This window comes from Rhodococcus jostii NBRC 16295 (assembly GCF_001894825.1).
GTDB classification, from domain to species: Bacteria; Actinomycetota; Actinomycetes; order Mycobacteriales; family Mycobacteriaceae; genus Rhodococcus_F; species Rhodococcus_F jostii.
This window is the reverse complement of sequence record NZ_BCWY01000053.1, coordinates 25,856-38,647: the sequence shown is the minus strand read 5'-3', so window position 1 is coordinate 38,647 and position 12,792 is coordinate 25,856. Positions and strand designations below refer to the sequence as shown.

Sequence of the window (12,792 nt, the reverse complement as noted above, 5' to 3'; positions counted from 1 at the left end):
CGAGGATGTGGGCGCACCAGCCGGCGGTGCGGCCGCAGGTGAACATCGCGGGCATCATGTGCGCGGGGACCTCGGCGAAGTCGAGGATGACCGCGGCCCAGAATTCGACGTTGGTTTCGATGGCCCGGTCGGGGCGGCGTTCGCGCAGTTCGGCGAGTGCGGCCTGCTCGAGGGCGGCGGCGGCCTCGTAGCGGGGGGCGTTCAGCCGTTTCGCGGTGGCGCGCAGCACCCGGGCGCGGGGGTCTTCGGCGCGGTAGACGCGGTGCCCGAAGCCCATCAGCTTTTCCTTGCGGTCGAGGATGCCCTTGACCAGGGCGCGGGCGTCGCCGGACTTCTCGGTGTCCTCGATCATCGGCAGGACGCGGGCGGGGGCGCCGCCGTGCAGGGGGCCGGACATCGCGCCGATGGCCCCGGACAGGGAGGCGGCGACGTCGGCGCCGGTGGAGGCGATGACGCGGGCGGTGAAGGTGGAAGCGTTCATGCCGTGTTCGGCGGCGGAGACCCAGTAGGCGTCGATGGCGGCGACGTGGGCGGGGTCGGGGTCGCCCTTCCAGCGGACCATGAACCGTTCGGTGACGGTTGTGGCCTCGTCGATGCGTTTCTGCGGGACGGCGGGCTGGTAGATGCCGCGGGCGGACTGGGCGACGTAGGACAGGGCCATGACGGAGGCGCGGGCGAGTTGTTCGCGGGCGGTGTCGTCGTCGATGTCGAGGAGGGGTTGGTATCCCCAGATGGGGGCGAGCATGGCGAGGCCGGCCTGGACGTCGACGCGGACGTCGCCGGTGTGCACGGGCAGGGGGAAGGGTTCGGCCGGGGGCAGTCCGGGGCCGAAGCGGCCGTCGACGAGCAGGGCCCACACGTTGCCGAAGGTGACGTGCCCCTCGACGAGTTCCTCGATGTCGACGCCGCGGTAGCGCAGGGCGCCGCCGTCCTTGTCGGGTTCGGCGATGTCGCTGGTGAACGCGACCACACCTTCCAGACCGGCCACGAAATCAGCTGGTACACCTGTGCTGTCGGTGATCTCTGCGGTAGTCATTTCCTATTGTTCCTCAAAATTTGTGACGTCGGTGGGTCGTCGGGTGGACGGTCAGGAGCCGGGTCGAGAAGCGGAGCGTCGCTCTGTTCGCCCCAGTGGAGAGAAGGGGCGACTGTTCCGCCGCCGCTCTGTGGCTTCAGCTCAAGCACAAGGTGCCGTCGGACACGTCCGCGATAGCTACTTCCGGGGTTTTGAACACTCTCGATCCCATGTGCATCCTTTCTTGGCCGAAGTGCCCAGCGTTACCGTCTTTTCGCGAAGGCTGGTCCACCCAATGAACGGCGCAGTCGGATTGGTGTCGCTTCACTAAAAGGGGTTTGCCATTGCATTTCAAGTGTGCGGGATACAGTGCTCGCGGTTTGAACGCCAAGCTTGGGAGTGTTCACTGAGTGGACATCGGACTGCTGCACCAATAGGTGACACGTTAGGTCACGCAGCCTGAGTGGTTGCCGTGGTCATGATGATCTCGAATTCGATGGAGGGCAATCGGCAAGAGCTGTCTACCAGCGGCGCTTTTGGTAGGTGTGTTCGATCCAGGTGGCGATCGCGATACGCAGCTCTTCATGGGTGGCCCCCGAACGGCGGTCGAGGATGTTCTTCTGTAGGAGCGCGCAAACGATTCAATTGCGGCATTGTGGCAGGCCTCTCCGCCTCTGCCCATCGAACCGACCAGGCCGTGGCGGCCGAGAAGGACGGACAAACGGAAGACGCTGCAGGGGTGGAAGCGCTGGAAGGGGCAGGTGCGGCTCGCGCCGCAATCTTTCGCTGTGTCACGCGCTACAACACAGGCAGGAGGCACTCCACGCTCGGCCGGATCTGACCGATCGACTTCGCGCAGCGATCGGCGACGCTGGCCACCGCCGCATAGGAACTGGGTGCCCGCACCTCAGGGGTGCCTCTCTATTGTCAAGCCGCCCTGTCGGATTCTTTCTCGCGTTGTCGGCAGCTGCGCCTTTCGTCGGCGAGCATGATGCGCCACACGTGATCGGACAGGTGGCGCTTGAGGCTGCGGGTCATTGCACGGGGACTCTTGCCCTCGGCGATCTTCTTGTCGTAGTAGCCGCGGCCGGCGCTGGCGGGCATCCGGATCTGGACCATCGCGTCGGTGTCGAGCGCGCCTGTCCCCGTACTGGGACAGGCGGTGGCGGTCGGTGTCGGCGCTGGCGACCTGCACCGGTGCCGATCCGTTGTAGTGCGCGTAGGCCACGGCAGTCGGGAACCGGCTGGCTCGTCCCGTTCGGCCGATCAGGCGGTCACCGGACCGGTGCCGTGCTCGTCGAGGGTCTTGGTTATGTGCTTCTCGATCTCGGCGAGCCGATCATCGAGGCGCCGGATGTCGGCGATCAGGTCGCGGCACAGGCCGACGCGGATGCGATCGACCTCGCTGCGGGCGCGGAAGCCCCGCAACAGTGTGGTGGCCGCGGCCGCGACACGGGGTGAGTTGGCGACGGTAGGCGGTCGAGCTGGTTCAGTACTGGGTGATGTGACTCAGTGGTTGCGCCGGCGCTCAGAGTTACACCTTGCACGAGTCGTTGCTGCACTTGAACTCCGGGTCCGGGTCGTACTCGTCGTTGGTCGTTCCTGTGAAGTCGGGGTCCGGGTCGTACTCGTCGTTGCTGGTCCCTCCGTATGAGGAGTCTTGAGCCGGTATTTCGCCGCCGGGACAGTGTGAATCCGTTGCGGCTGAATTGGCAACCGTCACTCAAGTTCGGATTGCCGCCCGTTCGGGTCGGAATTGAACACTGCCGACAATCGGGTGACTTTCTGGGCGCGCTTCAAGAGGGGGAGATCACTACCGTCGCGTATAGTCCCTCCCCGGGAGTCGAAATCTTCCAGGAATTCTGTGGCCCAAGCGGTTTCCGAGGAGCTTGGGCTGACAATTTTATTGATCGTTGGTGCCTGTGCGGTGTCAAGGCAAAGTTTGCCTGTGAGCCCGAGCCCCACTGCGGTCGTAGTTCGCTTGGAAAGTAGACGACGACTGCTGCCGAGCATAGGACCATCAATCGGTCCTGGTAGGCGTCCAAGTCGGCTAGCGACGACGAGTCGGGAACGCGGATAGGCCATTGCGAGATCGTTGTCGCTCGTACCGGTGTCGCGGCGGTAGTCTCCGCTACCGAAGGCGAGCCGGAATGTTCCGCGAGTCGCGGCGATGCGTGGTGATTCTTCGATCCCCAATGCTGATTCGATCAGGCCGATGACGGGTGTTGTACCGCCGAGTCGATCGAAGGTCTCGGTAACCTGCTCGGCAGATTCCGTCTTCGCGAGCATGACACCGGTCAGCCCAGGTAAGCCCTTGAGTTGGTCGACATCGTCGGACCAGAACGAGGTGGAGTGATCGTTGATCCGCACCCACGCCTCTTCGCGTTCGAGCCACCGGACGACTGTCGCGCGAGCTTCCGGCTTGTGTTGGGGAGCAACAGCATCCTCGATATCGAGCACGATCTGGTCGGCAGCGGAACGCTGTGCGTCCTCGAGTCGGTCGCGGCGAGTGGTATTGACAAGTAGCCAGGACCGAGCGAACTCGGACGAGACTCGGCGGGATGTAGCCGGGGCTGAAAGCGACATGTTGTGTGCCTTTCCATGCAGTCGTGCGCCCGCAGTGTGGTGGCGTGGGGGATGGGCGAAGCGCTGGTAGGGAGTCGACGAGCGAGACCGACCTTCTCCTCACGGGCTTCCGGTGCGTTCTACTTCTGTCCTTGCCGGTATCGGCAGGTGCGCACCCAGCCCGGCGGAGACCAAATGTCCGACTCTCACGGGTAGAGGCCGCGGATGCGGTGTGCGTCGGCTACTCGTTCGACGGCAATCAATGTCGCGGCCGAGCGCAGTGACACCAGTTCTTGCGTCGCCACGTCTGCCACGTGCCGCCACGCTACGAGGATTCGGTCAGCGAGGCGGGCCTCCAATTCGTCTCGACTCCACCAGTGCGCCTGGTCGGCCTGCGCCGACTCGAAATGCGAAGCGATCACTCCGCCGGCGTTGGCCAGGATGTCCGGGACCACCTCGATGCCGCGTTCGGCGAGGATCGAGTCGGCGGCGGTGCTGGTCGGGCCGTTCGCACCCTCGACGATCACCCGGGCCTGGACCCGGCGGGCGTTACCCTCGTGCAGCACGCCCTCGATGGCCGCCGGGACCAGCAATTCGACGTCGAGCTCTAACAGCTCGTCGTCGGAGATGGTGTCGGTATCGGGTAGTCCGGCTACCGATCCGGTGCTGGCCAGGTGCTCGTCGAGCCGGTCCGGATCCAGTCCACGGCGGTCGTGCACCGCGCCGAACCGGTCGGAGACCGCGACCACCCGCACGCCGTGCTCGTGCAGGAACCGCACCACGCCGCGGCCGACCTTGCCGTAGCCCTGGACCGCGGCCCTCGCCCCGTTTAGGGTCACTCCGGCCCGCTCGAGCGCCGCCCGCGCGACGTGCACGACACCCCACGGGGTCGCGTTCGCCCGACCCCGCGAACCGCCGAGGGGTAGAGGCTTGCCGGTGACGACCGCGGGCACCGTGTACCCGCGGGCGGCCGAGTAGGTGTCCATCATCCAGGCCATGGTCTGTTCGTCGGTTCCGAGATCCGGGGCCGAGATGTCGCTCTCCGGGCCGAGGAGCGGCATCAACTCGCCCGTGTACCGGCGAGTGACCCGTTCGAGCTCACGCTGCGAGTAGCCGTCCGGGTCCAGCGCGACCCCGCCCTTCGCCCCACCGTAGGGGACGTCGACGAGCGCGCACTGCCACGTCATCCACATGGCGAGGGCACGTGCTGCGTCGAAATCGACGTCCGGATGGAACCGAACGCCGCCGATTGCCGGGCCGCGTGAGAAGTTGTGCTGGACGCGGTAGCCGGCGAGTACCTCGATTTCACCGGAGTCGCGGCGCACCGGGACGCTGACCCGGGTCTCGCGGCGGGCGTTGGCCAGCATGGCATGCATGCCGGCGTCGTAGCCGAGCCGAGCAACGGCCTCGGATAGCTGAGATTGTGCGGCGGCCAGCGCCCGCGAACCCGCGGACGATGGGGTTATGGCGGCAGGAATCAGGATGTCCCTCACGGGGTGGCTTCTTTCTGGTTCGGCGGTTGGGACGTGCCCAACCGCCGAACCGCCGAACCTCAGACTTTTGGTCGTCAGCAGAGATGTTGTCGAATTTCTCAGGTGTGCAACAGCATCGGACGATCACTTGGATATGGCGATGTTTGCAGGGAGGGTCAATAGAGGTAGCCGCCGGGGCCCAGCGGGACACCGAGCAGGTACCAGACGACGAAGAGTCCAGACCAGGAGATGAGGACTGCGATGGATATGGGTATCGCGAAGGAAATGACCGTTCCGATTCCTGCGTTCTTCTTGTATAGCTGCACGTATCCGAGCGCAAGAATGAAGAAGGCGTTCATCGGCGTGACCGGTCCGGTAGCCGAATCGCCGATCATGAAGGCCGCCAGCGTCGCCTCCGGCCGCATGCCGACGTACATCATCATCGGCACCAGAATCGGCGCGAGGATGGACCACATTGCGGTTCCGCTCGAGATCACCAGATTCAGTACCGCGATCGCGAAGACCACGATGACCAGAACGACCAGATGAGGGGCGTTCAATTTGTGCAGGAGGTCAGCGCCCTCGACCGTGATAACGGAGCCCAGCCCGGTCCATTCGAAGTAGCCCAGAAACTGTGAAGCGGCGAAGAACAACACGAGCACCGGCGCGACCGGAATGATGCCGTCCGCCATGATCTTCGGAAGCGCTGACAGCGACGTCACGCTCCCTGTCGCCCGCCCGTAGACAAATCCCACTACCGCAAACAGCAGGCCGATGAACACGGTGATGTTCAGCACCACCACCGACTGCACGATACTGCCGTTCTCGCCGAGCAGAGGGGAGCCCGGAACCAGCATAAGCGCTATCACAGCCGCGACATAGACGACGAGCGCGACGCCGGCCCGCTTCAGCCCCCGGCGTTCCAACGAGGTGAGCTGCACATCCAAGTCAGTCACGTCCCCCGCGGCCGCACCGTCGGCAGGCGAATCATCATCCGCCGCAGGCCACTGACTGAACTCAGGACGTTTCGCCAGGACAAACTCGACCACCAGTGTGATGACGATCGACAAGTACACAGACGCGACTGCTGCATAGAAGAACGTCGCAACGGGGGTAACCACATAGTCGGGATCGACCGTCTGCGCGGCCGCAGTTGTCAGTGAGGCCCGAATCGCTGCGGACGGCGTGACGAGTGGACTCGCGTTGAAGCCCGCCGACACCGACACAAATGCAACGAGGACACCGAGAACAGGGCTCCGTCCCACAGCACGGAAGGCCAATGCTCCGAGCGGAATCATCACCATGTACGCCGAATCACCCAATACGTGCGAGATCATCGAGCCAAAAGCGACCGCGAACGTCACCCAGCGAGCCGGCATGCGGATCACGGTAGCTCGGAGGAGAGCGGTCATGAGTCCACTCGCCTCAGCGATACTCACGCCGAGAATCATTGCGATCACAAGGGAAACAGCTGGAAACTCCGAATAGTTGTCGAGAGCGGACTCCGCGGCATAACCGATCCCCTCGAGGGAAAGTAGGTTCTTGACCTCCACGACTTCACCGGAGTTCGGCAAGGTAACCGATACTCCGGCCAGCGAGAGGACGAAGCTGAGACCGCCCACGATTCCGGCCATGATCCAGAACAACCAGAATGGGTTGGGGAGCTTGTTTCCGGCACGTTCGATCGCGCTGATCGCCCGGAAGAGGATCTTCATCGTCCTACTGCTGCTGTCGACGACAGGGGCGGTGGTGCTTTGCATCTTTCTGGTCCAATCCGGTGTCCTGTAGGGCGATGCGCTGCCAGGCGAACGATGCTCTGGACTGTGACAGCGATTCGATCTTCTTCAGTTCCCCGGCTTCGAGGCGCCGGGGTATTGTCAGAGTGCGGCGAACAAGACTGCGCCGCTCTGATATTCGAGCGGCGATACGCAGTAGTCAGCCAGGTGCCGATAGCGGAAAGCGCCCTAAACCGCGTGGCTGGCGACGGCGTCATAGCCGTCTTCTTCCGCCTGGGTAATGAGCGAGTCGAACGGGCGAGAAGCGAGGATGGCGAGTCGGTCCCTGTTCCACTCCAAGCCGTCGATGCACTTCTCGGCAAAGACCGGAATCACAGCGGCCAGTTCGGTGAGCGCCGGCGACAAGGAGGCGACGACCGAGGGGCTGTTCGAGTTGAAGTCGGGCTCGCCTCCGGCGACAGCCAAACTTACCGCCGTAGCCGCCGCGCGAATTGAGAAGCTGGCCTGTCCCACCATGCTGGGCACGACCGGATTGACCTTGCCTGGCATGATCGACGACCCAGGCTGAAGTTTCGGCAGAATTACCTCCGACAACCCACCGTTCGGGCCAGAGCTCAAGACCCGGAGGTCGTGGCTCAGCTTGTACAAGATGCTGGCGCACCGTGCTGCGGTGTCGGCCAGCGCCGAGTAACCGTCGGCATGCGCGAAGGCGTCGATCGGGTTGGCGCTTGGACGCAGGGGCAGTCCCGTAATGTCTGCCAGTTGCTGTACGACTGCGGCCGCGAATCCGTCTGGCGCCCCGACCCCGGTTCCGAGAACCGTCCCGCCGAGCGGAACGGCGTAGAGTGCCTGCGCTGCGACCTCGAACTGGTCGGCGAATCGCTCTGCGGCGGCCGCCTGCGCCGTGTGGATCTCGGACACCGAAACCATGACGGCGTCCTGCCAGCCGGTGCGCCCCAGCCTCTCCACACCAGAGTGTCGCTCGGCCTGTCGAATGAAGCTACGCGCAAGATTTCGCAGGGCGGATGCCACGTCCAGCGCCTGACGGGCAAGGAGCAGCCTTGCGGCTGTCGGATAGGCGTCGTTGGAGGACTGGGACCGATTCACGTGGTCATTCGGGTGAATCGTCAGCTCGGATCCACTCGGAAGAAGCTGGGTCGCCCGGGAGGCCAGCACTTCGTTGACATTCATGTTCGTTGACGTTCCGCCGCCAACGGCAACGACTCGCAGCGGAAACTGATCCAGCAGCTCACCGTGCGCGACTTCGACGGCCGCCTCCTCGATGGCGTTCGCGCGGGTCTTGTCGAGCAGGCCCAGGTCTCGGTTCGTGCGGGCCGCAGCCAGTTTGATTTCGGCGAACGCACGGACAAATTCGGGCAGTTGGTGCAGGCGGAGCCCGATATCCGGCGAGTTCTGGAGCGCTAGCGATGTCACCTTGCCCCACAGCTGGGCGTTGGTGAGGTCGGTCGATTCTCGCACTTTGCGGCCTTTCGGTAATGGAGAGGAGTCGAGCTTGGGAACCGCTGCGCGGAGGGCGGCCGTGAGTCTCAGGTGTCCTGCCGTGAGCCACGCCCTAGCTGTCCTGCTCGTGTAAGGGAAATCATAGAGCGACCCTACTAGGTTGTCTAGTTACTAGGTTGTCACCTTGCCCTCGCCCGATTATTCCCGCCTCCCACCGGTGACGTCTCCGCAGGTACCGCCGCCGAATAAGCGCCCAAGGAGCGGGTGATTCTGCCGGGCTCGCCGGTCGAAGACTGAGCGCGCAAGGTCGGTTACACGCCTCGGGGAGGACACGTCTCAGACAGATCAGTCGGCCGGTAACCCCCACCGTGCATTCGACCGGGAATCGAGTTGAGAGCGCGCACAGTCGGTGTCGCTGACGTTGCGGATTGCCGTAATTTCCAGCCGATACGTGTGGTTGCTAGTTGCCGGCAGGTAGGGCGCGAGCGGCGCCCTCGGGAACGGTGACGTCGATCTCGTTGCCGAGCGCGGGCAGGCTGAGCGCGCCTGGATCGGGCACGGATACCCGGAGCCGAACGTCCGGGGTGATCTCCAGGACAACGGTGGCGAGACTGCCTTCGTTGACGACCTCGACCACCCGCCCCGCGATCGACGTCGCGGCATCCGTACCGCCCAGGCGGAGCGCCTCCGGCCTGAGAAGGACGCGGACCGGGTCACCCGCTGCGACCGTTCCGGAGTGTCGCGCATGCAGTGTGTCGGTAGTGGACAGTCGGACGAGGCATTCACCCGACCCGACCTCGACACAAACGCCGGGGATCAGGTTGGACTGGCCGACGAACCCGGCCACGAACGCGTTCGCCGGTTCCTGGTAGATCGCCTCGGGCGTACCGAGTTGCTCGATCCGGCCGGCGCGCATCACCGCTATCCGATCGCTCATCACCAGTGCCTCGGTCTGATCATGGGTGACGAAGATCGAGGTGATTCCGAGTTCGCGTTGAAGGTGCTTGATCTCCAGTCGGAGTTGCTCGCGCAACTTGAGATCCAAGTTCGATAGTGGCTCGTCGAACAGTAGTATCTTCGGGCGCACTACGATCGCCCTGGCGAGGGCGACGCGCTGTTGCTGCCCGCCGGAAAGCTGGGTGGTCAGACGATCCTCGGCCCCGGCGAGGCCGACACGATCGAGCGCGTCCGAAACACGGTCGCGGATCTCCACTTTCGGGCGTTTGCGCATCCGCAGCCCGTATCCGACGTTCTGGCCGACGGTCAGGTGCGGGAAGAGGGCGTACTGCTGGAAGACCATCGCGGTGTCGCGCCGGTCCGGTGGCAGGTGGTGGACATCCTGGCCGTCGAGCAGGATGCGTCCGGCGTCGGGCGTCAGGAAGCCTGCCACCATGTTCAGGGTTGTCGTCTTGCCGCAGCCCGAGGGGCCGAGCAGAGTGAGGAATTCGCCGGGATGCACGTCGAGATCGAGGTTTTCGACGGCCGCCGACGAACCGAATTCTTTACGGATACCACGCAACGCGACGGCGGAGCCGCCGGTGTTCGCTCGCGTGGCGGCGCGTACGTGTGCGGTCACTTGGTACCTCCGTGGACGAACTCGGTCAGGCGAACGAACCGAGATGCCACGCCCGTGATGAGGCAGATGCCGACGACGCTGGTGACCGCGACGCAGGCGAGGGTCGGCGAGTACTCGTACTCCATGTACTGCAGTAGTCGGATGGGCAGCGTGTTCGAATCGCGCGTGGTGAGGAACAGGGAGAGCTCGACGTTGTTGAACGAGACGATGAAGGCGAACAGGGCTCCCGCGAACATCCCCGACTTCATCATTGGCAGCGTGATCGTGGCGAACGTGCGCCACGCCGAGGCGCCGAGGTCACGGGCCGCGCGTTCCCATAGCGGGTTGACACCGAGCAGGCTGACTCCCACGGTGCGTAGGACGAAGGGGATGCCGATCGTGACGTGGGTTATGACCAGCAGGGTGGGACCGATCAGTTCTCTTGCGCTGAGGAGTGAGATCAGCTGGACGACGGACAGGCTGATCACGATTTCGGGTAGCAGTAGTGGGCTGGCGAGGAAGCCTTCAAGAAGGGAGCGGCCGCGGGCCGGTCCGCGGGCGAGGGCATAGGCTGCGGCCGAGCCCACCACGACCGCGCACGCTGCGGAATAGAGCGCGATTTGGGCGGACAGCGCCATGGGCAGGAGCCACTCGGGGGTGAGCGCGGAACTCCACCAGCGCAGGGAAAGCCCGCTGGGCGGAAACGCGGGGTAGATGTCGGGCTGGATGGAGGTCCAGACCACGACGATCATCGGCACAGTTACGAAGGCGAGTACGAGCACGAGTAGCGCGGTGCGCAGCATCAGCCACGGATGGAAACGCATCGTCATACCCCCTTCGATGAACGGCGGCCGGCCCACGCCAGCGCAGAGACCGTGATTGCACTGATCAGGAGGATGACCGCGGCGATCGCCGCGGCTTGGCCCCATTCGAGGCTGACGACCATGCGGTCGCGAACCAGGGTTGCGAGCGTTTGCACTCGTCCTCCGCCGAGGATTGCGGCCGAGGCATACGCGCCGAGACTGATCGCGAACGTGAGCATGAAACCGGCAATCAGGCCGGGCCGGATCAGCGGCAGTGTGATCCGGTAGAACGTGGTGACCGGTCCGGCACCGAGATCGCGGGACGCGCGCTCGAGGACCGGATCGACGCTCTGCACACTCGCCATCGCGGTGAACACCGCGAACGGCAGGAGCACGTGCACGAGCCCGACGATCACCGCGAACTTCGACCCGATGAACGCCACCGGTGAGTCGGCAAGCCTGGTCCAGAGCAGGATCTGGTTGACCAGCCCGTCGTCCTGCAACAGCACCAGCCAGCCGTAGGTACGGACCACGACGCTGGACACCAGGGGAGAGACAACGACAAGCAGGACGAGTGTGCGGAACCGAGACCCGGATCGGACGATGAAATGCGCCACCAGCAGTCCTGCGGCCGTACACACTGCTCCCACCACGACCGAGATCGAGACGGTGTCCCACAGCACGGACCAGAAGTAGTTGTCGCCGAACAGGTTCGTATAGTTCGCGGTGGTGATCGGTCCCGTGACCTTGGCCCCGTCGAAGGTCAGCACGCTGCTGGCAAGCAGCATCGCAGTCGGGATGGCGAAGACTGCCAGAACCCAAACCGTGGCGGGCAAAGTCAACCACCGCAGCCCCGAACGTCTACGTGTCGGCGAGCGCCTGGACGTAGGAGTGGGGGTGGACGAAACAATCGCGGTCACCGGACGGCCTCCGCCCACTGCCGCGACCACTCGGTACGGTTCTTCACCACAGTTGCCGCATCAGCGATCTTGATCTCTTCCAGCGCCTCAGGAGTCGTGATGTGTTTGGCCGCGAAGTCCGGGGAGAACTGCAGACCGGTGATCGCGGGCCCGACGTTGTACGCAAGCGCCCAACGCTGCTGCACCTCTTCGGAAAGCCAGTAGTCGATGAGTTTGTAGGCCGAATCCTTGTGCGTGGCACCGACCGGGATACCGAGGGAGCCCAGTGACGCATACGTTCCCTCACGCGGAACCGTGAAGTCGTAGTTGTTGGTTTTGGAGTAGATCGCGGCGCGGCCATCCAGGTAGGGGAATGCAGTGGCGGTTTCCTTCGCCATGAACGGCACCGCCTCGGCCGATCTTGTCGGCGTGGCGAGGGCGTATTTGGCCAGTTCCACTGTCCGGGCGAACCCAGGATCTATGTCGTCGATTCCTCCGCCGTCCAGCTCGGCGGCGTTGAGCAATGCGTAGACACCGAGAATATTGGCTGGGTTGAAGATCAGCGCACCCGAGCGATATTCCGGATCCCACTGCACTCCCCAGCTCGTGGGCGGCTGCGGAAATGCCGTGCGGTTGTACATCAGCACGACCTGCTGGATGTCCTGGATCGCACCGACGCCGTAGGTGTTATTCAGCAGTTTTTGCGGCAGGCGGGCCATATTCGGCACCTGCTGCGGCGTCACCGGGGTGAGCATCTCGTCCCGGCTACCCTGATATAGCTCGAGACTGGTCATCACAGCGAGATCGAAACCGGGGTCGCCATTGGCGGCCCGGATGGCCGCGTACTGTTCCGCGCCCGACCCGCCTGCCGAATACTTGACCTGGATACCGGTTTCCTCTGTGAACGGCTTGGCGATCTGCTCCTCGAAAAGGTCCTGGTACTCGGCGCCGAATCCCTCGACGAGAACCGTATCCACTCCATTTGCACTGTCGCTGGTACTCGTCGATACGCACGCGACTAGCGTCGTTAAGACGCCGAGCGCGAGTGCCACGCAGGCGAACTTCTTCACCACGTCGGCCTCGCCTCCGAGGTGTAAGCAGGATGGGCGAACGTGGTTTCTTCGTCCTCGATCGCGCTGATCCCGTGGAACGGGATGTCCACCCTGCTCTTGGTGGCGGCGCCGCTACTTCGTATCCCTGTTGTCGGCATTTCTTTGTCCGATCAGGTGTTTCGTGTGAAGAACTCGCAGTCGAGTGGACAGAGGACGGCGCTATCAGCTATGCAG

The 12,792-nt window shown here is 64.1% G+C and carries 10 protein-coding genes and 2 pseudogenes; 1 reads left to right on the top strand and 11 read right to left on the bottom strand.

Going from position 1 to position 12,792, the window contains the following annotated elements; translation table 11 throughout:
- The coding region (locus tag RJ1_RS28455; RefSeq protein ID WP_174695030.1) for a citrate synthase 2 at positions 1 to 1,036 on the bottom strand (1,036 nt) is incomplete at its 3' end.
- A gap of 692 nt (positions 1,037 to 1,728) precedes the next feature.
- Here RJ1_RS28455 and RJ1_RS49350 point away from each other — a divergent pair.
- A pseudogene (locus RJ1_RS49350) lies at positions 1,729 to 1,856 on the top strand (IS3-like element ISRhosp5 family transposase); the annotation flags it as partial.
- An 86-nt stretch (positions 1,857 to 1,942) separates the two neighbouring features.
- Here the strand turns inward: RJ1_RS49350 and RJ1_RS49345 are convergent.
- The 10 genes and pseudogenes from RJ1_RS49345 to RJ1_RS46865 all read right to left on the bottom strand — a co-directional run.
- A pseudogene (locus RJ1_RS49345) lies at positions 1,943 to 2,464 on the bottom strand (transposase); the annotation flags it as partial.
- A 270-nt stretch (positions 2,465 to 2,734) separates the two neighbouring features.
- The gene (locus RJ1_RS28435) at positions 2,735 to 3,601 is read right to left on the bottom strand and encodes an HpcH/HpaI aldolase/citrate lyase family protein (RefSeq protein ID WP_073365863.1); all 867 of its coding nucleotides are present in this window, start codon (positions 3,599 to 3,601) and stop codon (positions 2,735 to 2,737) included.
- Positions 3,602 to 3,786: 185 nt separating this feature from the next.
- The gene (locus tag RJ1_RS28430; protein WP_240319605.1) at positions 3,787 to 5,073 is read right to left on the bottom strand and encodes a Glu/Leu/Phe/Val family dehydrogenase; all 1,287 of its coding nucleotides are present in this window, start codon (positions 5,071 to 5,073) and stop codon (positions 3,787 to 3,789) included.
- Positions 5,074 to 5,228: 155 nt separating this feature from the next.
- Complete coding sequence (locus RJ1_RS28425) at positions 5,229 to 6,767, bottom strand: AbgT family transporter (protein WP_083400349.1); 1,539 nt, start codon at positions 6,765 to 6,767, stop codon at positions 5,229 to 5,231.
- 249 nt (positions 6,768 to 7,016) lie between these two features.
- Positions 7,017 to 8,267, bottom strand: a complete 1,251-nt coding sequence (locus RJ1_RS28420) for a lyase family protein (protein ID WP_073365861.1) — start codon at positions 8,265 to 8,267, stop codon at positions 7,017 to 7,019.
- A 442-nt stretch (positions 8,268 to 8,709) separates the two neighbouring features.
- Positions 8,710 to 9,825 carry an ABC transporter ATP-binding protein gene (locus tag RJ1_RS28415; RefSeq protein WP_073365860.1) on the bottom strand — a complete coding sequence of 372 codons (1,116 nt, stop codon included), beginning with the start codon at positions 9,823 to 9,825 and terminating at the stop codon, positions 8,710 to 8,712.
- On the bottom strand, positions 9,822 to 10,634 hold the full coding sequence (locus RJ1_RS28410) for an ABC transporter permease (RefSeq protein WP_073365859.1): 813 nt from the start codon (positions 10,632 to 10,634) through the stop codon (positions 9,822 to 9,824). The genes RJ1_RS28415 and RJ1_RS28410 overlap by 4 nt, the downstream gene beginning before the upstream one ends.
- The gene (locus tag RJ1_RS28405) at positions 10,631 to 11,443 is read right to left on the bottom strand and encodes an ABC transporter permease (protein WP_143048817.1); all 813 of its coding nucleotides are present in this window, start codon (positions 11,441 to 11,443) and stop codon (positions 10,631 to 10,633) included. Before RJ1_RS28405 ends, RJ1_RS28410 begins: the two co-directional genes overlap by 4 nt.
- Positions 11,444 to 11,523: 80 nt before the next feature.
- Positions 11,524 to 12,579, bottom strand: a complete 1,056-nt coding sequence (locus RJ1_RS28400; protein WP_083400347.1) for an extracellular solute-binding protein — start codon at positions 12,577 to 12,579, stop codon at positions 11,524 to 11,526.
- Positions 12,573 to 12,716: a hypothetical protein gene (locus tag RJ1_RS46865; protein ID WP_162850273.1), complete on the bottom strand. Its 144-nt coding sequence runs from the start codon at positions 12,714 to 12,716 to the stop codon at positions 12,573 to 12,575. Before RJ1_RS46865 ends, RJ1_RS28400 begins: the two co-directional genes overlap by 7 nt.
- Positions 12,717 to 12,792: the final 76 nt, after the last annotated feature.